This is a genomic window from Kitasatospora sp. NPDC005751 (genome assembly GCF_040630835.1).
Classification (GTDB): domain Bacteria; phylum Actinomycetota; class Actinomycetes; order Streptomycetales; family Streptomycetaceae; genus Kitasatospora.
The window spans coordinates 102,779-123,023 of the sequence record NZ_JBEXYC010000017.1 but is presented as its reverse complement, the minus strand read 5'-3'; the positions used below and the strand labels follow the sequence as shown (position 1 = coordinate 123,023).

The window sequence follows — 20,245 nt, the reverse complement described above, 5'->3', positions numbered from 1 at the left end:
TCGACGAGGGTGTTCGGATCGACAGCGGGCCGGCCTTGGGCGCAGTGCGAATTCTATCGAACAGGTGCACAGGGTGACCTGTTTATCACAGGCGGTGGCGCCGGGCAAGTCGACGGATGTGCTGAAAGACCATCAGTTCCCTTGCATTGCAAGCCGGTCGAAGCGATCGGGTATCGATCTTCGGGGTGGGCATGATGCTTGCACGGTCGGTCGGCCGGCCGCTCAGGAGGAGGGGACCATGGGCGAGAAGGTCGTGGCGACGCGCGCGGACCTGTCGGACCGGCAGCTGTACCGGCGCAAGCTCCAGTCCTGCCAGGACGCGCTGGAGCGGATGCTGCGAGAGGACCGCTTCGACCGGCCCCGCGCCGTGATGGGGCTGGAGATCGAGCTCAATCTGGCCGACGAGCAGGGCCTGCCGGTGATGCGCAACGCGCAGGTGCTCAGCTCGATCGGCTCCAGTGACTTCCAGACCGAGCTGGGCCAGTTCAACATCGAGGTCAACATCGCCCCGCACCGGCTCGCCGGCCACGTCTTCGAGGAGCTGCGCGAGGAGATCGACACCGGGCTGCGCTACGCCGACCGGCGGGCCGCCGAGGCCGGCGCGCGGATCGTGATGGTCGGCATCCTGCCGACCCTGGAGCACGATCACACCGGGCTGGACGCGATGTCCCACAACCAGCGGTACAGCCTGCTCAGCGACCAGATCCTGGCCGCCCGGGGGGAGGACATCACGCTGGACATCGAGGGCGTCGAGCACCTCCAGCTGGAGTCGATCACCATGGTCGCCGAGGCCGCCGCGACCTCGTTGCAACTGCACCTCCAGGTCACCCCCGAGCGGTTCTCCTCGGTCTGGAACGCGGCCCAGGCGATCTGCGGCCCGCAACTGGCGCTCGGCGCCAACTCGCCGTTCCTGTTCGGACGGGAGCTGTGGCGGGAGACCAGGCCGGTGCTCTTCCAGCAGGCCTGCGACACCCGTTCGGCCGAACTCAAGGCGCAGGGCGTACGGCCGATCACCTGGTTCGGCGAGCGCTGGGTGGACTCGGCGTCCGACCTGTTCGAGGAGAACCTGCGGTACTTCCCGGCGCTGCTGCCGATCTGCGACGACGAGGACCCGGTGAAGGTGCTGGCCTCCGGCGGCGTGCCGCGGCTGGCCGAGATGCGGCTGCACAACGGCACCATCTACCGGTGGAACCGCCCGGTGTACGACGTCAGTGGCGGCGTGCCGCACCTGCGGGTGGAGAACCGCGCGCTGCCGGCCGGTCCGACCGTCGCCGACACGCTGGCCAACGCGGCCTTCTACTACGGGCTCGTCCGGGTGCTCGCGGAGCAGTCGCGGCCGATCTGGACCAGGCTGCCGTTCGAGCGGGCCGACGAGAACTTCCGGCAGGCCGCCCGGTACGGCGTCGACGCCGTGTTCCAGTGGCCGCGGCAGGGCCGGGCCGGGCGCGGCGGGGGCCTGGCCACCGTCCCCGCGGTCGACCTGGTGCTGAACGAGCTGCTGCCGCTGGCCTACCAGGGGCTGGACGAGTGGGGCGTGGAGCCGGCCGACCGGGACCGCTACCTCGGCATCATCGAGCAGCGCTGCCTGCGCCGGGTCAACGGCGCCTCCTGGCAGAGCGCCACCTTCCACCGGCTGCGCGAGCAGTTCGGGATGGACCGCCCGGCCGCGCTCGCCGCGATGACCCGGCGCTACATCGAGTACATGCGGGCCGGCGAGCCCGTGCACACCTGGCCGGTGGGGTAGGGCCCGGCGGCCCCGTGGCGGGGGCACTCCCCGGCCCTGACGGGGAGTGCCCTGTGGAAGGATGACCGCTCCGGCCGTCGGCCGACGGCCGGAGCGACGCCGGACCGCTGGAGCACCCCGTGACCACCGCCCCGACCCAACCGGAGACCGCGCGGCCCACGCGCCGGCTGCTCGGCGTGGAACTGCTGATCGTCCTCGGCCTCTCCCTCGGGGCCAGCGGCGTCGGCGCGCTGATCAGCTTCACGGGCTCGCTGACCGAGACGCTCCAGCTCGGCCAGCAGGTCGCCACCCTGAACTCCTCACGGGCGCCCGGCCGCCCCTGGCTGGACCTCGCCTGGCAGGTCTACTACATCGCGCGCGGGCTGATGCCGGTGGTGCTGGTCGGCTACCTACTGGTGCGCGAGGGCACCTCGCTGCGGGTGCTCGGGTTCGACCTCGGGCAGAAGCTGCGCGACCTCGGCCGGGGCGCCGCCGTCGCGGCCGCGATCGGCGGCACCGGGCTGGTGCTCTACCTGGGCTCGCAGGCGGCCGGCTACAACCTGACGGTGGCGCCGTCCGGGCTGCCCGACGTCTGGTGGCGGATCCCGGCGCTGGTCGCCTCCGCCTGGCAGAACGCCATCCTGGAGGAGGTCGTCGTCCTCGGCTACCTGCTGCGCCGGCTCGGGCAACTGGGCTGGTCGTGGCCGGCCGCGCTGGTGGCCGGCTCGGTGCTGCGGGGTTCGTACCACCTGTACCAGGGGGTGGGCGGGCTGGTCGGGAACATGGTGATGGGCGCGGTGTTCTGCCTGCTGTACCGGCGCTGGGGGCGGGTGATGCCCCTGGTGGCGGCGCACGCGCTGATCGACACGGTGGCCTTCGTCGGGTACGCGCTGCTGGCCGGCCACGTCAGCTGGCTGCCCACCGGCTGACCGCCGGGCGGACGGCCAGGGGGCGCGGCGGGCGGGCCAGCAGCCGGTCCACGTGCCGGCGCTCCAGGCCCTGGCCCGGGTCGATGGGCAGCAGGAGGCGGTCACGGCGCCAGATGGCGTTGCGGATTAGGCGGGGCGGGATGACGTCGTCCGTCCAGGCGAACGGCCGGCCGGCGGCGTACCGCAGCAGGGGAGCCCACTTGTGTGCGGAGAACAGCTCCATCAGCGGTACCCGCGGGTCGCCGGGCTGCGGGACGTAGCCGGCGAAGCGGACCACCGGCAGCCGGGGCAGCCCGATCGCCGGGGCGATGTGGGTGTTGGCCTCCTCCTCCCAGGTGGTGGCCCAGACCAGTTCGTAGGTGTCGGCCAGTTCACGCAGCCACTCGCCGTGCCGGGCGGAGAGCAGGACGCTGTAGCCGAGCAGGGTGTGCGCGTCGAACCCGGCCTCGGGTCTCGGGCAGACGGGGTTGAGCACCCCGTCGACATCCAGGAACAGCAGTGGCTTCGGCACCGGGCGCCCCCCAGGTCAAGACGTCTCTGTCATCCGGTCGGACGAGTGGCGTACGCCGGTGGTTGCCCGGCGGAGGGCGCGCGCGGGGGGGCGCGGGGGCGCTCAGCCGACGGTGGCGGGCTCGACGGGCCGCGCGACGGAGGCCGGAGCGGAGCGCCGGGAGAGCCGGCGGACCTGCGGCTCCAGCAGGACGAGGGCGCTGAGCAGCAGGCAGAGCGCCGCACAGGCCCAGAGCGCGCCGGTCAGGCCCAGCCCGACCGCGGCCGGCCCGGCCAGCGCGGTGCCGACCGGGGCCAGCGAGAGCGAGCCCAGCTGGTCGTAGGCGGAGACCCGGGAGAACATCTCGGCGGGAATCTCCTGCTGCAGGGCGACCATCCAGTTGACGCCGAACACGGTGACCCCGGCGCCGGACAGGAACATCGCCGCGACGAGTACCGGCAGCGGCGCGGCCAGCGCGAGGGCCAGCGCCGGCAGGCCGAAGAGGAAGACGCCCCAGTTGCCGATCAGCAGGATCCGGCGGGGCTGCCAGCGGACCATCAGCAGGCCGGTCACCACCAGGCCGATCCCGTGCGCGGCGAGCGCCAGCCCCCAGTCGCCGGCGCCGCCCAGCCGCTGCTCGGCGACGATCGGCCCGTACACCGCGTCCACGGCGGTGATGCAGGCCATCAGCACGGCGAACTGGAGCACGATCACCCAGAGCCAGCGGCGGGAGGCGAACTCCTGCCAGCCCTCGCGCAGGTCGCGCAGCATGCCGCCGCCGGCCGCGGCGGGGGCGGCGGCCTCGGCCTCCAGGAAGAACCGCAGGGCGGCGGCGACCAGGAAGCAGCCGGCGTCCACCGCGAGTACCCAGCCGGGGCCGACGGCGGCGGTGAGGGCGCCGCCGAGCGCCATGCCGCCGATCTGCGCGGAGTTCAGCGCCAGCCGGAAGACCGAGAACGCCCGGCCGGCGTGCTCCGCGGCCACGCTCTGCATGATCATGCCCTCGGAGGCGGGGGCGTAGAAGGCGTGCCCGGCGCCGCCCGCCGCGGAGAGCAGCATCAGCTGCCAGAGCTGCGCCTGACCGGCCAGGACCAGCGCGGCCAGGACGGCCTGGGAGACGGCGCTGAACAGGTTGGCGGCGACCATGACGTGGTGGCGCGGCAGACGGTCGGCGAGGGCGCCGCCGATCATCAGCAGCAGGACGACCGGGACCAGCCGGGCGGCGGTGACGTAGCCGACCTCGGCGGTGGATCCGCCGCTCGCCATCACCGCGAAGGCGGTGGCGATCGGGGCTCCGGCGTTGCCGAGGCCGCTGACCACGGTGGCGGCGGTCTGGATGCGGAAGTTGCGGCCGGCCCAGGGGAAGCGGCGTCGGTGCGGGGGAGGGGGTTGGCTCTGCACCTGGTGACTATGCCGGGGGACGTGACAGCTGTCCACCGGGTTTCGGGCCTTACGGCGGGGGCCGAGGGGGGCGTGCGGGCCTCATGGCGGGCGGCCGGGGCGCCGCGTGCCTCACCGGCGGGCGCGCTCAGCCGAGGTGGCCCCGGAGGAAGCTGAGGGTGCGCCGCCAGGCCGTCCGGGCCTGGAGCGGGTCGTAGGAGCCGGGGCGGTTCTCGTCGTTCATGAAGGCGTGCCCGGCCGGATAGAAGTGGATCTCGGGCCGGACGTCGGTCGCCTCGCCGATCCGGATCGCCGCCTCGTCGACGGCGGCCATCGGGATCGACCGGTCGTGCTCGGCGTAGTGCCCCAGCACGTGGGCGGTGAGGCCCCGGTAGTCGAAGTCCGGATCGGGTGGCAGCCCGTAGAACGGCACCACGGCGGCCACCCGGTCGCCCTCGGCGGCGGCCAGCAGCAGCGCGAAGCCGCCGCCCATGCAGAACCCGACCACGCCGACCGCGTCGCCGACCACGCCGTCCAGGCCGAGCAGGTACCCGACCGCGCCGCGCAGGTCCACCACCGCCCGCTCGACCGGGAGTTCGCGCTTCAGCCGGGCCGCCTCGGCACTGTCGTGGGCGGTCGCGCCGCCGAACAGGTCGGGGGCGAGGACGGTGAACCCCTCGGCGGCGAAGCGGTCCGCCGTCGCGGCCACGTGGGAGGTGAGCCCCCACCACTCCTGCACCACCACCAGGCCGGGGCCGACGCCCCGCTCGGGCCGGGCCAGATAGCCGTGGGCCTGGCGGCCGTTGCTCGGGAAGGTGACGTTCTGCCGGGAGCCGCCCTGCTCAGGCATGGCTTCCTCTCGGTGGGACGGGCCGCGCGGCGCGGCGAGGGCTGCTGGGGGCCGGCGCCGAGGGGGCGGCCGGGAGCGTGCTCGGCGCCGGCCCCCGCGCCGGCGCGGCGGATCAGCCCATCTCCTCCAGCGCCCGGCCCTTGGTCTCCTTGATGCAGAAGGCCACGAAGGGGATCGAGAGCAGGGCGAAGGCCGCGTAGATGACGTAGGTCGCCGACAGGTTCCAGTCCGCGAGGTCGGGGAAGCTGACGGTGATCGCCCAGTTGGCGATCCACTGGGCCGAGGCGGCGACCGAGAGGGCGAGTGCCCGGATCCGGTTGGGGAACATCTCGCCGAGCAGGACCCAGACCACCACGCCCCACGAGAAGGCGAAGCAGAACACGAAGACGTGCGCGGCGACCAGCGCGACGGTGGCGTAGGTGTCGTCCAGGGTGGCGGCGTCGCCGGTGCCGTGCCGGAAGGAGAAGGCCCAGGCGGCGGTGCCCAGCGCCAGCGCCATGCCGGCCGACCCGGCCAGCGCGAGCGGCTTGCGGCCGATCCGGTCGACCAGGGCCATGGCGACCACCGTGCCGACCACGTTGACGATCGAGGTGGAGAGGCTGATCAGCAGCGAGTTGGACTCGTTGATGCCGACGGACTGCCAGAGGAAGGACGAGTAGTAGAAGATCACGTTGATGCCGACGAACTGCTGGAACACCGAGGCGCCGATGCCGATCCAGACGATCGGCAGCAGCCCGAAGCGGCCGCCCAGCAGGTCCCTGGCCCGGGGCTTGTGGGCGGATTCCAGCACCGCGCGGATCTCGGTGACCCGGGCGTCGAGGTCGACCCCCTCGCCCTCCACCTCCAGCAGCACCTTGCGGGCCTGCGCCTCGCGGCGGTCGGCGATCAGGTAGCGCGGCGACTCCGGGATGGCCAGCGCCATCAGCCCGTAGACGAGGGCCGGGACGGTCTCGACGCCGAGCATCCACTGCCAGGCCTGGATGCCGCCCAGGTGACCGGTGGAGTCGCCGCCGGCGGCCTGGTTGAGGGCCCAGTTGGCGAGCTGGGAGACGGTGATGCCGAGCACGATCGCCATCTGCTGGAAGGACGCCAGCCGGCCGCGGTAGGCGGTGGGCGCGACCTCCGCGATGTAGGTCGGGGCGATCACCGAGGCGATGCCGATCGCGACGCCGCCGACCACCCGCCAGGTGGCCAGCACCTGGATGCTCGGCGGGAACATCGAGCCGATGCCGCTGATCGCGAACAGCGTGGCGGCCAGCAGCATGGTGCGGACCCGGCCGAACTGGTCGGCGAGCCGGCCGGCGATCACCGCCCCGCCGGCCGAGCCGAGCAGGGCGATGGCCACCACGAAGGCGGTCTCGCCGTTGCCGACCGCGAAGTGCTTCTGGATGCCGGTCACCGCACCGTTGATCACCGCGCTGTCGTAGCCGAACAGGAAGCCGCCCATCGCGGCCGCCGCCGAGATGAAGACGACGTGTCCGAGATGCGCCTCGCCGGAGGCCGGACGGGATGTGGCTGTGGACACGCGCGCTCCCCGGGTGGACGGGCCCGCCGGCACAGCCGAGGGGGCAGGATTCGTCACACATTCGATCAGCGGCGTCCCGGCTTCGCCCGAAATCGAGCCGATCGGGTGACTTGGCGTCAGCGCTGCTACCCCGTGCGCCGCGCGTTACGCCTGAGGAGCTGGGTGCGGGCGGCGGCGTCCAGGCCCCGGTCGCGTTCGGCCAGCCGGTCGGCGACGGCCCGCTGCTCCGCCGCGCCCTTCTTGTCGTCGTACTTGAACTTGGCGCGCACCGTGCGGACCGTCAGCCGCAGCCCGCGCAGGCCTGACAGCAGCGGGCCGAAGGGCGCCTCGCCGGGGGCCACCCGGGTGTTTGGGGTCTCCGGCTGGAAGTGCGCCAGCTGCCGGTTGAGGATCGCCGCCTTGCCGGCCGCGTCCTCGACGATCTCGGCCGTGCAGAGGAACTGGACGGAGGCGTAGTAGCTGGTCGGCGTACCCGGCTCGCCGCGCCAGTGGCCGGGGGCGAAGGCGTAGTCGTCGGTGACCGCGAGGGTGACCTCGGGGTCGGCCCGGACGGCGGCGAACAGCGGGTTGGGCGCGGCGAGGTGCAGCAGGATCTCGCCCCGCTCGACGTCCAGCAGGAAGTGGGTGGGGACCAGGACGGGCCCCTGGCCGGGCAGGCCGTTGGCGGCGAGCAGGCCGAAGTCGCGGCCCTGGGCGAGCCAGGCCCGCCACTCGGCCTCGTCACCCCGGTCCCAGGACCTGATCAGCATGGGAGCCCCTCAGCGGGTGAAGTCGCGCAGGTGCGCGGGGAGCGGCACGGCGGTGGAGGCGTCCGGCACGGGGGCGCCGTACACCGTGGTCACCGGCACGACGCCGGCCCAGTACGGGAGGTCGAGGTCCGCCTCGTCGTCGTCGGCGTCGTCGGCGCGGGTCTTGGCCGAGACCTCGTCGAGGTCGAGCCGGACGACGGCGGTGGCGGCCAGCTCCTTGGCGTTGGCCGGGCGGACCTCGGCGGAGCGGCCGGGGACGGTCTGGTCGACCAGCGCGTCCAGCGCGACCGACAGCTCCACCGGGTCGGTGACCTGGTGGGCCGTGCCGTGGGCGACCACCGAGCGGAAGTTGATCGAGTGGTTGAACGCGGACTTGGTCAGCACCAGGGCGTCGACCAGGGTGACGGTGACGCAGACCGGCATGCCCTGGTCGCCCTTGGCGCCGCGCAGCGGCCGGCTGCCGGTGGAGCCGTGGACGTAGAGGCGGTCGCCGACCCGGGCGAAGATGGTCGGCAGCACGACGGGGGCGCCGTCGACGACGAAGCCGAGGTGGCAGAGGTAGGTGCTGTCGAGGATCGCGTGGATCGCGTCCCGCTCCCAGGTGGCGCGGTCCTTGTAGCGGGTGGGGGTGGTGCGCGGGGTACGGGCGTAGGACGCGGTGCCGTCTGACATGACAACCTCTATGTACTAGTGCATAATCTCTTTTGTGCTAGGAGACTATCCGATCAAGGGACGGCGCGCCAGCGAGATCGCGGCCGACGTCGAGCAGGGCGTCAGCAGCGGGCGGCTCGCGCCCGGCACCGCACTGCCCCCGCTGCGCGACCTGGCCGCCGAACTCGGCGTCAACCCCAACACCGTCGCCGCCGCCTACCGGCTGCTCCGCGACCGGGGGGTGATCGAGACCGCCGGTCGCAAGGGCAGCCGGATCCGCCCGCGGCCGGCGCTCACTCCGCGCGACCAGATCCGGGTGCCCGTCCCGCCGGACGCCCGGGACCTCTCCAACGGCAACCCCGACCCGGCGCTGCTCCCCGACCTCACCCCGGCCCTCGCCGCCGCGGCCGAGGCCGCCCGCCGCGACCCGGTGCTCTACGGGCGCCCCTCCGCCGATCCGGGGCTCCTGGCCCTCGCCGGTGCGGGCTTCCGCGCCGACGGCCTGCCCGACGCGCCGATCGCCATCAACTCCGGCTCGCTCGACACCATCGAGCGGATCCTCGCCACCCGGCTGCGCCCCGGGGACGCCGTCGCCGTCGAGGACCCGGGGTGGGGGAGCCTGATGGACCTGCTGCCCGCCCTCGGACTGCGGCCCGCTCCCGTCCGGCTGGACGACGAGGGGCCGCTGCCGGAGGCGCTCGCCGAGGCGCTGGCGGCCGGGGCCCGCGCGGTGGTCGTCACCAGCCGCGCGCAGAACCCGACCGGCGCGGTGGTCACCGCCGCCCGGGCGGCCGCGCTGCGGGCGGTGCTGGCGGGCCATCCCGGGGTGCTGCTGATCGAGGACGACCACGGCCACGGCATGGTCGACCAGCCCTTCCACTCGCTGGTCGGGGCCGGCTCCGAGCACTGGGTGGTGGTGCGCTCGGCGGCCAAGGCCTACGGGCCGGACCTGCGGCTCTCCTTCGCGGTCGGGGACGCCGACACCATCGGCCGGGTGCAGGGCCGTCAGCGGCTCGGGGCCGGCTGGGTCAGCCATCTGCTGCAGGGCACGGTCGCCGAGCTGTGGCGCACCGACGCGGCGCCGGCCGCGCGGGTGGCCGCCGCCTACCGGGCGCGCCGGGACGCCCTGCTGGGGGAACTGGCCGCCCGTGGCATCGAGGCGCACGGCGCGAGCGGGCTGAACGTCTGGGTGCCCGTCCCGGACGAGACCGGCGCGCTCGCCGCGCTGGTGCAGCGCGGCTGGGTCGTGGCGCCGGGCGCGCGGTTCCGCCTGCAGTCCGCGCCGGGGCTGCGGATCACCGTCGCCCGGCTCGATCCGGCCGAGGCACGGCGGCTGGCCGACGACCTGGCGGCCGTGCTCGGAGCGGACGGTGCCGGTTCGCGACTGATCTGAACCGGTCGGTAACAGGCCGGGAATCCTGTGCACGACCGATCTGAACCGGTCGGTAACAGAGTGAGAAACCTGGTGCAGATACCTAGCGGTAACAAGCGCGAGCATGTCATCTTCATCGCGCCACCGGCCGGCGGCCCACCCTCACCTCCGCGTCTCCCCGCCCCCACCGTGCGGACGAGACCGACCGCAGGAGTTCCGCCGTGCCCGAAAACCGTTCGAGCATCACTCGCAGAACCACCCGCCTCACCCGGCGGCTGCTCGCCGCCGCCCTCGCCCTGCCGCTCGGTGCGGCCGGCCTGGTCGCCGGCGTCGCCGCACCGGCCGCGGCCGCCGGCGCGGTGCCGGCCGGGCCCACCGCCAGCGTCACCCTCGGGGACAGCTACATCTCCGGCGAGGCCGGCCGCTGGAAGGGCAACTCGGTTGTCACCGGCGGAAGCCGGTCCGGTACCGACCGGGCCTGGACCGGCAGCGCCTACGACCCGAGCGGGGTCTACGGCGCGACGTATGCCAGCGGGTGCGACCGCTCGGACGTCGCCGAGGTGCGCAGCGCCCCGACCGTGACCCAGACCCAGCTGAACCTGGCCTGCTCGGGGGCCGTCGCCGCCAACGTCTTCCGGGCCGCGAACGGCGGCCAGTCGTTCAAGGGCGAGGCGCCGCAGGCCGACCAGCTCGCCTCCGTGGCGCGGCAGTACAACGTCAAGCTGATCACGCTCTCGATCGGCGGGAACGACCTCGGCTTCGCCGACGTGATCCAGAGCTGCGTCACGGACTACCTCGTCTGGTACTCCTACTGCCACGACGACCAGCAGGGCGAGATCGACTCCCGGATGCCCGGCGCGATGGCGGGGGTCGGCAAGGCGCTGGACGAGATCCGGACCGTGATGGCCGGTGCGGGCTACGCGACCGGGGACTACCGGGTCGTGCTGCAGTCCTACCCCTCGCCGATCCCGCGCGGCGCCGAGATGCGCTACCCGGAGAGCGGCTGGAGCCGGTCCGACACCGGCGGCTGTCCGTTCTGGAACGGCGACGCGGACTGGGCCCGGGACTCGTTGGTGCCGCAGATCTCACGGGCGCTGGCCGGGGTCGCCGCCGCGAAGGGGGCGCAGTTCCTGGACCTGGCGGACATGCTGCAGGGGCGCGAGGTCTGCTCCAAGGCCACCAAGCAGGCGAGTTCGAGCAGCGCGCCGTCCGCCACCACGAGTGAGTGGGCGCGGTTCGTCGACGGCGGGCTCAGCGCCTCGCAGGGCACGATCCAGGAGTCGATGCACCCGAACTACTACGGCCAGCAGGCCCTCGGGCAGTGCCTGACCCTGCTGTACGCGCGGCCGACCGGCAACTACGGCTGCCGCAACACGGCCGGCAAGGACGCGAGCGGGATGTACCTCACCGCGCGGTAGCGTGCGGCGCGGCCGGTCCCCGTCCCCGGGCCCGAGTGGGCGGGAACGGGGACCGGCCGCGGCGGGTCAGCCCTTGGCGAGCAGCGCCTCGGCGTGCGCGCGCACCTGATCCTTCGTCAGATAGGCGTCGGTGTACTCGAAGTCCCGCAGCCGGGCGGGCTGGCGGGCCAGGAAGCCGGTCCGGACGAAGTCGTCGCCGGCGGTGGCGTTGAGCAGCCAGTTTGCGCCGACCCGGAACTTCGCCGCGTTGGTGCGCATCGCCATCAGGTGGTAGCCGCGGGCGACCACCTGGGCGGGGACGCCGCGCAGTTCGACGCCGACCGGCTTGGAGACCGCGTCCTTGCCGCCGAGGTCCACCACCAGGCCCAGGTCCTTGTGGTAGTAGGGCTCCAGCGGCTGGTTGCGCAGCGCGGCGATCACGTTGTTGGCCACCGCCCGGCCCTGGCGGGCGGAGTGCTGGGCGGTGGGCGGGCAGACCGCGCCGTCGCCCTTCGCGAGGTCCGGGACGGCGGCGGCGTCGCCGAGTGCGAAGACGCCCTCGAACTGCGGCACCCGCATCTCCGCGGTGACCGCGATCCGGCCGCGGACCGTCTCGGCGTCCAGGGTGCCGATCAGCGGGCTGGCCGCGACGCCGGCCGTCCAGATCAGCGTCCGGCAGGGGAGCACCCGGCCGTCGGTGAACTTGACCGACTCGGCGCCGACTTCGGCCACCGAGACGCCCAGCGAGACCTCGATGCCGCGCTCGCGCAGCACCTCCAGGGCGGCGACGCCGAGGGCGTCGCCGAGCTCCGGCATCAGCTTCGGGGCGATGTCGATCAGGTGCCACTTGATCTGCCGGGCGTCCAGCCGCGGGTAGCGCCGGGCGGCCGCGGTGGTCAGCCGCTGGAGGCAGGCGGCGGTCTCGGTGCCCGCGTAGCCGCCGCCGACCACCACGAACTGGAGCCGGGACTCGCGCTCCCGCTGGTCCAGGGTGGCGGAGGCGAGGTCGAGTTGGGCGATGACGTGGTCGCGGACGTAGGTCGCCTCGGCGAGCGTCTTCATGCCGCGCGCGTAGTCGGTCAGGCCCGGGATGTCGAAGGTGCGGGTCACGCTGCCGGGCGCGAGCACCAGGTAGTCGTACTTCTGCGCGACCACCTCGTCGGTGATCTTGCGGACCACGCAGACCTTGGAACGCGGGTCGACGCCGATCGCGCCGCCGGGGACGATGTGGGTGCGGCGCAGCGTCCGGCGGAGCGAGACCGCGACCGACTGCGGGGTCAGCACCCCGGCCGCCACGTGCGGGAGCAGCGGCAGATAGAGCTGATAGCTGAACGGCGTGACCAGCGAGATCTCCGCCTCCGAGGGCGTGAGCTTGCGTTCGAGCCGGCGAGCGCACTCCAGTCCGGCGAAGCCACCGCCCACGATCAGGATCCGAGCTCGTTCCATCGTTCATCCCTTACAGTGCAGTTCGTACCGTGCAAGGTCCCCACTACTCTGAGCCACACTCGCACGGCGGAGCGGGCGCTGCCACCGGACGGCGCGGATGGCGCAGGCCCGCGCCGGGCGGGGACGGCACGCGGCGCCCGGTCCGCGCATATGCCCGATAGGCTGTCCGGCGTGCTCCCCGAGGTGACGGCGGTTCGTTATGTGACGCCACTGCGAGAAGGCGGCTCGATGCCGGGCCTGGTCGAGGCCGACGACCGGCGGCTGTACGCCCTGAAATGGGTCGGCGCCGCGCAGGGCCGCAAAGCGCTGGTGGCGGAGGTGCTGGCCGGTGAGCTGGGCCGCCGGCTCGGGCTGCCGGTACCGGAGTTGGTCACCGTGGACCTCGACCCGGTGCTGGCCCGCAGCGAGCCGGACCCGCAGATCCAGGACCAGATGCGGGCCAGTGGCGGCCGCAACCTCGGGATGGCCTTCGTCAGCGGGGCGCTCAACTTCGACCCGCTCTGCTTCGAGGTGGACGCCGGGCTGGCCGGGCAGGTGCTCTGGTTCGACGCCCTGATCGGCAACGTCGACCGCTCGTGGCGCAACCCCAACCTGCTGGTGGCCACCGGCGGGCTGCGGCTGATCGACCACGGCGCCAGCCTGATCTTCCATCACCACTGGGCGGGCGCGGCCGGCTGGATCCGCCGCCCGTACGACGCCTCCGACCACGCGCTGTTGCGCGCGGAGCCCGATCTGGTGGCCGCGGACAAGGCGCTCGCGCCGCTCGCCGAGGCGGCGGTGGAGGCGGCGGTGGCGCAGATCCCGGACGTCTGGCTGGCGGACGAGCCGGGCTTCGACTCGCCCGAGGCGGTGCGCGCCGCGTACCGCTCCCAGCTGACCGGGCGACTGGCCGGTCCGCGTGACTGGCTGCCGGAGGTCTCCGCATGAGCGAGTCCGTGACGCCGGCCCCGCCGGCCGTCGAGCTGCACGACTACGAGTACGCGGTGATCCGGGCGGTGCCCCGGGTCGAGCGCGGCGAGTGCGTCAACGTCGGGGTGCTGCTGTACTGCCGGCAGAGCGCGCACCTGGGCGCCCGTACCCATCTGGACCAGGCCCGGCTGCTGGCGCTCGACCCGGTGGCGGACGTCGCCGGGGTGCGGCGGGCGCTGCACGGGATCGAGGCGGTCTGCGCGGGCGGGCCCGCGGCCGGTCCGGCGGCGGGCGACAGTCCGGGGCAGCGGTTCCGCTGGCTGACGGCGCCGCGCAGCGCCGTCGTCCAGCCGGGACCGGTGCACACCGGGCTGACCGGTGACCCGGAGGCCGAGCTGCGGCGGCTCTTCGACCAGCTGGTGCTCTGAGGGCGACCGGTCGGGTGCCCGGGGGCCGTCCGGGGGCCTTCCGGGGCCGAGCGGTTGACCTGCGGACTTTTGCCCCGGTCAAAGCTTGAGTTGGTGAAGCACTCGGTCGTACGCTGGCCCCATGGGTTCGACAGCGACGACGACCGTTCCGACCAACGCCGAGTTGATGGAGGCGTTGGCCGCCGTCGGCGCCGCCTACTTCCAGGACTTCGCGGGAGCCGCGGCCCGGCACGGTCTCTCCTCCTCCCAGGCGAAGGCGCTCGGTGCGGTGCAGGAGCCGGTGCCGATGCGCGCGCTGGCCGGCCGGCTGGGCTGCGACGCCTCCAACGTGACGGGGATCGTCGACCGGCTGGAGTCGCTCGGCCTGGCCAACCGTGAGGCGGCGGCCGGTGACCGGCGGGTCAAGATCGTGGTGATCACCGAGCAGGGCCGCGAGATCCTCGGGCTGATCCGCGGCGAGATGAGCCGTACCCACCACGCCTTCGAGGCGATGACGGACGAGCAGCGGATCTCGCTGCACTCGATCTGCGCGCAGGTGCTGCCGGTCCTCGCCGGGCGCTCGCCCGGCACGGTGTAGCGGTTCGGCGGTTCGGCGGTTCGGCGGTTCGGCGGCACGGCGGTACGGCGGTACGGCGATCGGCCGGGGCGGGCGCGGGAGGCGGCAGCGCCCGGTCCGCCGCCGCTCGCGCTGACCTCGGCTGTTAGGCTTGCGAAGCGTGAGCGCGAAGCCCCAGATCCCCAATGTCCTGGCCTCCCGGTACGCCTCGGCGACCCTGGCCCAGCTGTGGTCCCCCGAGCACAAGGTGGTCCTTGAGCGCCACCTGTGGCTCGCCGTCCTGAAGGCCCAGCAGGACCTCGGCGTGGAGGTGCCCGCGGGCGCCGTCGCCGACTACGAGCGGGTGATCGACCAGGTCGACCTCGGTTCGATCGCCGCCCGCGAGCGGGTCACCCGGCACGACGTGAAGGCGCGGATCGAGGAGTTCAGCGACCTCGCCGGCCACGAGCAGATCCACAAGGGCATGACCTCCCGGGACCTGACCGAGAACGTCGAGCAGCTGCAGATCCGCCAGTCGCTGGAGCACGTCCGCGACCGCACGGTCGCCGTGCTGGTCCGCCTGGGCCGGCTCGCCGCCCAGCACTCCGAGCTGGTCATGGCCGGCCGGTCGCACAACGTCGCCGCGCAGGCCACCACCCTGGGCAAGCGCTTCGCGACCGTCGCCGACGAGGTGCTGGTCGCCTTCCGCCGGCTGGAGGAGCTGATCGCCCGCTACCCGCTGCGCGGGATCAAGGGCCCGGTCGGCACCGCCCAGGACATGCTGGACCTGCTCGGCGGCGACACCGACAAGCTCGCCGAGCTGGAGCGCCGGGTGGCCGGTCACCTCGGCTTCGACCACGTGCTGACCAGCGTCGGCCAGGTCTACCCGCGCTCGCTGGACTTCGAGGTGCTCACCGCCCTCGTCCAGCTCTCGGCCGGGCCGTCCAGCCTGGCCAAGACGATCCGCCTGATGGCCGGCCACGAGCTGGTCACCGAGGGGTTCAAGGAGGGCCAGGTCGGCTCCTCCGCGATGCCGCACAAGATGAACACCCGCTCCTGCGAGCGCGTCAACGGCCTGGCCGTCATCCTGCGCGGGTACGCCTCGATGACCGCCGAGCTGGGCGGCGACCAGTGGAACGAGGGCGACGTCTCCTGCTCGGTGGTCCGCCGGGTCGCGCTGCCGGACGCCTTCTTCGCCTTCGACGGCCTGCTGGAGACCTTCCTGACCGTCCTCGACGAGTTCGGCGCCTTCCCCGCCGTGATCGAGGCCGAGCTGGACCGCTACCTGCCGTTCCTGGCCACCACCAAGGTGCTGATGGGCGCGGTGCGGGCGGGCGTCGGCCGGGAGACCGGGCACGAGGTCATCAAGGAGCACGCCGTCGCCTCGGCGCTGGCGATGCGGGCCGGCGCGCGGGAGAACGAGCTGCTGGACCGGCTGGCGGCGGACGCGCGGATCCCGCTGGACCGGGCCGGGCTGGACGCGCTGCTGGCCGACCGGCTCTCCTTCACCGGCGCGGCCGGTGCCCAGGTCGCCGAGGTGGTCCGCCAGGTCGAGGCCGTCGCGACCGCCTACCCCGAGGCCGCCAAGTACGCCCCGGGCGACATCCTCTGACGTTGCCTCAGGCCTTCGTGGGCCCCGCCGCCGATCCGGTGGCGGGGCCTTCGCCGTGTCCGGCGGCGGCATGGCCCGGATCCAGCGGAGGGGCGGTGCCGCAGGCGTAGGCGCAGTCCGGCTCGGCGACCGGGTGGTCCTCGGGGGCCAGCACATTGCCCCGGACGGTGGTGAACGCCGTCACCGCGCCGGTGACCAGCAGCCCGGCGCAGATCAGCATCGCGGTCCGGAAGGCGGAGTCCACCGCGGCCGGCACCCGGTAGGCCTCGCCGCTGAGCCCGGCCAGCGCCGGCAGGGCGGCCACCGCGAGCAGCCCGGCCGCGCGGGCGGCGGCGTTGTTGACGCCGCTGGCGATCCCGGCATGCCGGACCTCCACCGCCGCGAGCACCGTCGCGGTCAGCGGCGCGACCAGCAGGACCATCCCGCAGCCCATCACGGTGGCGGCCGGCAGCACGTCCGTCCAGTACGAGGCGTCGGAGCCGATCCGCAGCATCAGCAGGACCCCCGTCGCGCAGAGCAGCGGCCCCACGGTGAGCGGGAGGCGCGGGCCGATCCGCTTGCCGAGCCGGCCGGCCCGGGCGGACAGCGCGAGCATCAGCACGGTGATCGGCAGCAGGGCGAGCCCGGAGACCAGTGGGGAGAAGCCGGAGACGATCTGCAGCTGGACGACCAGGAGGAAGAAGACGCCGCTGAACGCCGCGTAGACGCAGAGGGTGACCAGGTTCACCGCGGTGAACAGGCGGGAGGAGAAGAGGCCGAGCGGCAGCATCGGCTCCGGGACGCGGCGTTCGACCACCACGAAGGCCGTGCCCAGCAGCAGGCCGGCCGCGCCGGACACCCACACCACGGCCGAGAGCCCGTCGCCCGCCGCGGTCAGCGCGTAGGTGACCGAGCCCAGCGCGAGCGCGGCCAGCGCCGCGCCGAGGACGTCGAACCGGCCGGTCGCGCTCTCGTCCCGGCTCTCCGGGACGTGCCGGGAGGCCACCGCGACCACCAGGGCGGCGAGCGGGACGTTCAACAGGAAGATCCACCGCCAGCCGGGGCCGTCCACCAGCCAGCCGCCGAGGAACGGGCCGATCGCGGCGGACACCCCGCCGAGGCCGGACCAGAGGCCGACCGCCGCCGAGCGGTCGTCAGGGTGGAACACCGCCTGGAGCATCGCCAGCGAGCCGGGGGTGAGCAGCGCCCCGCCGACGCCCTGCACCGCACGGGCGGCGACCAGCACCTCGATGGTGGGGGCCGCGGCGCAGGCCGCCGAGGCGGCGGCGAACCAGAGCACGCCGATCAGGAAGACGCGGCGCCGGCCGTAGCGGTCACCGAGCGCGCCGCCGAGCAGGATCAGGCCGGCCAGGGTGAGCAGATAGGCGTTGAGCGTCCATTGCAGGGCGGCGAGCGGAGCGCCGAGATCGGTGCCGATCCGGGGCAGTGCGACGTTGACGACGGTGCCGTCGAGCATCGCCATGCTGGAGCCGAGCACCGTCGCCAGTAGTACCCAGCGGCCCTGCGCGGTGCCCAGGCGCAGGGTGCCGGCCTCGGAGGTGGCCACCGCCTGATCCTGCGCTCCGGGAGGCGACGTGACAAGGGTCACCGGGGGTGTGTCGGCGGATGGCTTTCCGTAGGTGATCGCATGCGTACGGACACCGAAATCGGCGGAGCGTCGTGGATCAGTGGCACGCGGTGAATCGATTGTGCACATACTGTGCAGCCGATCATTCGGAGTGTCACGGCCTTCCCGGTAGTGGTTGTCGATTCAAGAGATCGACATTGCTTCGCCCGGGCGGATGAGTTTTAGTTCAGCGACCGCCCGGCATTGGACCGGGTGGCCACCGGGTGGAACGCCTAGTCCTGCCGCTGCCCGGTGGTACGAACCGAACTCTGTACGGCAGGAGCGGGGGACCCAAAGGTAAGTCGCCGGACCGGAATTCACGGTCCGGCTTGGGGTGAAGCCGCGCTATGCGGCCGGGCAACTCCAGCCCGAACCCGACAGCTCACCTCGCAGGCGTCGGAGAGGACAGTTCGCCATGCCCGCACAGGCTCGTCGTATCACCCTGCCCCGCGCCGCCCGCATCGGCATCGCCACCGCCGTGACCGGCGCCGCTTTCGCCCTCCCGCTGGTGACCACCATCAGCGCCCAGGCCCACACCGCTCCGGCCGCCAAGCCCGCGCAGACCTCCACCTGGACCGGCGCCACCAGCGTCGACGCCGCGCCGGCCGCTGCCGCCAAGCCGGCCGCCGAGGCCGCCAAGCCGGCCGCCGCGCCGGCCGAGGAGAGCTACAAGGTCGTCGGCGGGGACACCCTGTCGAAGATCGCCGACGCCAAGCAGGTCGAGGGTGGCTGGAAGGCCCTCTACGACCACAACCGCTCGGTCGTCGGTGCCAACCCGAACCTCATCTTCCCGGGTCAGCAGCTCGCGCTGGGTGCCAAGGCCGCCGCCGCTCCGGCTGCCGCCGAGGCCGCCAAGCCCGCCGCCCCGGCCGCCAAGCCGCAGGTCTCGCAGGACGCGCAGAAGCCGGCTGCCCAGCACGCCGCCCCGAAGCCGGTCCAGGCCGCCAAGCCCGCCGAGGCCCCGGCTGCCAAGCCGGCCGCCCCCGCCGCCAAGCCGGCCGCCCCCGCCGCGAAGCCGGCCGCTCCGGCCGCTCCCGCCGCGCCGGCCGCCGTGGCCAGCACCTCGGGCTTCGTCGCCCCCCTCGCCAACCCGAAGCTCGGCACCGCCTACGGCGTGGCCGGCTCGATGTGGGCCTCCGGTCACCACACCGGTGCCGACTTCGTCGCCTCCACCGGCACCCCGCTGCGCGCCGTCGGCGCCGGCACCGTGGTGAAGGCCGGCAACGGCGGCGCCTACGGCAACGAGGTCGAGATCAAGCTCGCCGACGGCCACTACGCCGAGTACGCGCACCTGTCCTCGATCGGTGTGAAGATCGGTCAGACCGTCACCGCCGGCCAGCAGATCGGCCTCTCGGGTGCCACCGGCAACGTGACCGGCCCGCACCTGCACTTCGAGATCCGCACCGGCTCGGAGTACGGCTCGGACATCGACCCGATCGCCTACCTGCGGGCGCACGGCGTCTCCCTCTGACCTGAGGTCGGACTTCCGCTGGGTGCGGGGCGTACGACCTCCCGGGATGGTCATGTCGGGTGACCGCTCGACCGGGTGGTCGCCGCACCGTCAGCGGATCATGGGCGCGGGACACGCCCTGGCCGGCCCGGCTCGCGAATTTCCTTCGCGAGCCGGGCCGGCCTTTTTCGTGCCCTTCTGACAGGCAGGTGCCCCCCCACGATCAGGGTTTCCATCCGGCGCTTCCGAGTGGTCGGTTCCGTCGTGCGGAAGGCCTTCCGAAAGCCTTTCCGGAAAGCCTTCCTGGGGGGCCTTCCGGGATGTGCCGACGGCCCGTCCGCGGTCGGACGGGCCGTCAATTCTCGGTCGGCGGTCGCGGTGAAAGGAATGGGCTGCCCCGGCGGGGGTCAGGACCGGTGGGCGGGCAGGTCGCTGTTGGCGGCGGTCAGCAGCTGGTGCACGCGGTGGCCGAACTCGTCCGCGTCGCGGGCCGGCTCGGGGAAGACCAGGCGGACGTCGCGGTGGCCGTAGGGGTGGTCCAGGCGGAGCACCAGGCCGTGCCGGTCGAGGGCCAGCGGGCGGACGTCGGGGTGTCCGACGAGCAACTCGCGGTCCAGCAGCCGGGTGAGCACGGCGAGGGCGTCCGGGTGGTCGTCGGCGAGGTGGGTGAGCATCGCCGCCTCGAAGCGCGCCAGCGGGTCGGGCGCGGCCAGGGCGAGGTCGGCGCCGGTGAGGGCGGTGGTGCCGTACGGGGTGGAGAGGACGGCGTGTGCGACGTCCAGCCGCAGGTGGACGCTGAGGCCGTCGTCGGCGAGGTGGGCGAGGTGCAGCCGGCCGGCCAGGGTGAGACGGCCGCGGACGCGGTCGCGGACGGCGACCGGGGCGATGTCGGTGAGGTCCAGGACGACGGCCAGACCGTCCTGCTCGCGGGTCACGGCGAGGGTGAGCGGCGAGTCGAGCGGTGCGCCCAGGCGCAGCCGGGAGCCGTGTACCGAGACCGGGGTGTCCAGGTCGTGGTACTCGCCGCAGGCCCGGATCACCACGGAGGAGGTGGCGCTGAGCAGGCTGCAGACCCGTTCGGCGGCGGTGGGTTCGGGCGCCTCGACGTCGACGGGACTGGGGCTCATGACGACCTCCGTTAGTTAGGTGAGGCTAACCTAATCACTTCGCCAGGGGAGGGCAAGGTGTGCGCG

The 20,245-nt window shown here is 73.6% G+C and carries 18 protein-coding genes and 1 riboswitch; of the genes, 9 read left to right on the top strand and 9 right to left on the bottom strand.

From position 1 onward, the window contains the following. Positions 1-238: 238 nt before the first annotated feature. On the top strand, positions 239-1,744 hold the full coding sequence (locus ABZ497_RS18400; protein WP_359806377.1) for a glutamate--cysteine ligase: 1,506 nt from the start codon (positions 239-241) through the stop codon (positions 1,742-1,744). 119 nt (positions 1,745-1,863) lie between these two features. Further along, a complete protein-coding gene (locus ABZ497_RS18395) occupies positions 1,864-2,652 on the top strand; it encodes a CPBP family intramembrane glutamic endopeptidase (protein WP_359806376.1) in 789 nt (262 codons plus the stop codon). Here the strand turns inward: ABZ497_RS18395 and ABZ497_RS18390 are convergent. The 6 genes from ABZ497_RS18390 to ABZ497_RS18365 form a co-directional block, all read right to left on the bottom strand. Continuing rightward, on the bottom strand, positions 2,630-3,163 hold the full coding sequence (locus ABZ497_RS18390) for an HAD domain-containing protein (RefSeq protein WP_359806373.1): 534 nt from the start codon (positions 3,161-3,163) through the stop codon (positions 2,630-2,632). The genes ABZ497_RS18395 and ABZ497_RS18390 overlap by 23 nt on opposite strands. Positions 3,164-3,265: 102 nt before the next feature. Next, positions 3,266-4,543 (bottom strand): MFS transporter, encoded by a 1,278-nt coding sequence (locus ABZ497_RS18385; protein WP_359806371.1) that lies wholly within the window; start codon positions 4,541-4,543, stop codon positions 3,266-3,268. A gap of 127 nt (positions 4,544-4,670) precedes the next feature. After that, positions 4,671-5,372, bottom strand: coding sequence for an alpha/beta fold hydrolase (locus tag ABZ497_RS18380; RefSeq protein ID WP_359806369.1), 702 nt, complete (start codon positions 5,370-5,372; stop codon positions 4,671-4,673). A gap of 112 nt (positions 5,373-5,484) precedes the next feature. Continuing rightward, complete coding sequence (locus tag ABZ497_RS18375) at positions 5,485-6,897, bottom strand: sugar porter family MFS transporter (RefSeq protein WP_359806366.1); 1,413 nt, start codon at positions 6,895-6,897, stop codon at positions 5,485-5,487. A gap of 125 nt (positions 6,898-7,022) precedes the next feature. Then, positions 7,023-7,646, bottom strand: a complete 624-nt coding sequence (locus tag ABZ497_RS18370; protein ID WP_359806363.1) for an FMN-binding negative transcriptional regulator — start codon at positions 7,644-7,646, stop codon at positions 7,023-7,025. Between the two features lie 9 nt (positions 7,647-7,655). Next, entirely contained in the window at positions 7,656-8,318 is a 663-nt protein-coding gene (locus tag ABZ497_RS18365) for a pyridoxamine 5'-phosphate oxidase family protein (RefSeq protein WP_329490889.1), read from the bottom strand. Positions 8,319-8,352: 34 nt separating this feature from the next. Here ABZ497_RS18365 and ABZ497_RS18360 point away from each other — a divergent pair, with 34 nt between their 5' ends. Further along, positions 8,353-9,690, top strand: a complete 1,338-nt coding sequence (locus tag ABZ497_RS18360) for an aminotransferase class I/II-fold pyridoxal phosphate-dependent enzyme (protein ID WP_329490890.1) — start codon at positions 8,353-8,355, stop codon at positions 9,688-9,690. Positions 9,691-9,890: 200 nt separating this feature from the next. Continuing rightward, positions 9,891-11,087, top strand: a complete 1,197-nt coding sequence (locus ABZ497_RS18355; protein WP_359806360.1) for a GDSL-type esterase/lipase family protein — start codon at positions 9,891-9,893, stop codon at positions 11,085-11,087. Positions 11,088-11,153: 66 nt separating this feature from the next. Here the strand turns inward: ABZ497_RS18355 and ABZ497_RS18350 are convergent, their stop codons facing one another. After that, positions 11,154-12,512, bottom strand: coding sequence for an NAD(P)/FAD-dependent oxidoreductase (locus ABZ497_RS18350; RefSeq protein WP_359806357.1), 1,359 nt, complete (start codon positions 12,510-12,512; stop codon positions 11,154-11,156). Positions 12,513-12,683: 171 nt separating this feature from the next. Here ABZ497_RS18350 and ABZ497_RS18345 point away from each other — a divergent pair, with 171 nt between their 5' ends. The 4 genes from ABZ497_RS18345 (at position 12,684) to purB (ending at position 15,996) form a co-directional block, all read left to right on the top strand. After that, complete coding sequence (locus ABZ497_RS18345) at positions 12,684-13,439, top strand: HipA family kinase (RefSeq protein WP_359806355.1); 756 nt, start codon at positions 12,684-12,686, stop codon at positions 13,437-13,439. Then, positions 13,436-13,849, top strand: a complete 414-nt coding sequence (locus ABZ497_RS18340) for a DUF3037 domain-containing protein (protein ID WP_359806352.1) — start codon at positions 13,436-13,438, stop codon at positions 13,847-13,849. The genes ABZ497_RS18345 and ABZ497_RS18340 overlap by 4 nt, the downstream gene beginning before the upstream one ends. A 121-nt stretch (positions 13,850-13,970) precedes the next feature. Continuing rightward, on the top strand, positions 13,971-14,426 hold the full coding sequence (locus ABZ497_RS18335) for a MarR family transcriptional regulator (RefSeq protein ID WP_359806349.1): 456 nt from the start codon (positions 13,971-13,973) through the stop codon (positions 14,424-14,426). A 139-nt stretch (positions 14,427-14,565) separates the two neighbouring features. Continuing rightward, a complete protein-coding gene (purB, locus tag ABZ497_RS18330; RefSeq protein ID WP_359806347.1) occupies positions 14,566-15,996 on the top strand; it encodes an adenylosuccinate lyase in 1,431 nt (476 codons plus the stop codon). A 7-nt stretch (positions 15,997-16,003) separates the two neighbouring features. Here the strand turns inward: purB and ABZ497_RS18325 are convergent, their stop codons facing one another. Further along, positions 16,004-17,542, bottom strand: coding sequence for an MFS transporter (locus tag ABZ497_RS18325; protein WP_359806344.1), 1,539 nt, complete (start codon positions 17,540-17,542; stop codon positions 16,004-16,006). Positions 17,543-17,852: 310 nt separating this feature from the next. After that, a riboswitch (cyclic di-AMP (ydaO/yuaA leader) is annotated at positions 17,853-18,013 on the top strand. 4 nt (positions 18,014-18,017) lie between these two features. Here ABZ497_RS18325 and ABZ497_RS18320 point away from each other — a divergent pair. Further along, positions 18,018-19,073: a LysM peptidoglycan-binding domain-containing M23 family metallopeptidase gene (locus ABZ497_RS18320; protein ID WP_359806341.1), complete on the top strand. Its 1,056-nt coding sequence runs from the start codon at positions 18,018-18,020 to the stop codon at positions 19,071-19,073. A 386-nt stretch (positions 19,074-19,459) separates the two neighbouring features. Here ABZ497_RS18320 and ABZ497_RS18315 read toward each other — a convergent pair whose 3' ends face one another. Further along, positions 19,460-20,179, bottom strand: a complete 720-nt coding sequence (locus ABZ497_RS18315; RefSeq protein ID WP_359806338.1) for a DUF2470 domain-containing protein — start codon at positions 20,177-20,179, stop codon at positions 19,460-19,462. Between the last annotated feature and the right edge of the window lie 66 nt (positions 20,180-20,245).

What these genes read in the sequence shown, in the direction of transcription:
- ABZ497_RS18370 (WP_359806363.1), bottom strand. Translation starts at nt 7,646, where the DNA reads ATGCTGATCAGGTCCTGGGACCGGGGTGACGAGGCCGAGTGGCGGGCC.
- ABZ497_RS18400 (WP_359806377.1), top strand. Translation starts at nt 239, where the DNA reads ATGGGCGAGAAGGTCGTGGCGACGCGCGCGGACCTGTCGGACCGGCAG.
- ABZ497_RS18315 (WP_359806338.1), bottom strand. Translation starts at nt 20,179, where the DNA reads ATGAGCCCCAGTCCCGTCGACGTCGAGGCGCCCGAACCCACCGCCGCC.
- ABZ497_RS18365 (WP_329490889.1), bottom strand. Translation starts at nt 8,318, where the DNA reads ATGTCAGACGGCACCGCGTCCTACGCCCGTACCCCGCGCACCACCCCC.
- ABZ497_RS18340 (WP_359806352.1), top strand. Translation starts at nt 13,436, where the DNA reads ATGAGCGAGTCCGTGACGCCGGCCCCGCCGGCCGTCGAGCTGCACGAC.
- ABZ497_RS18350 (WP_359806357.1), bottom strand. Translation starts at nt 12,512, where the DNA reads ATGGAACGAGCTCGGATCCTGATCGTGGGCGGTGGCTTCGCCGGACTG.
- ABZ497_RS18320 (WP_359806341.1), top strand. Translation starts at nt 18,018, where the DNA reads ATGCCCGCACAGGCTCGTCGTATCACCCTGCCCCGCGCCGCCCGCATC.
- ABZ497_RS18335 (WP_359806349.1), top strand. Translation starts at nt 13,971, where the DNA reads ATGGGTTCGACAGCGACGACGACCGTTCCGACCAACGCCGAGTTGATG.
- ABZ497_RS18380 (WP_359806369.1), bottom strand. Translation starts at nt 5,372, where the DNA reads ATGCCTGAGCAGGGCGGCTCCCGGCAGAACGTCACCTTCCCGAGCAAC.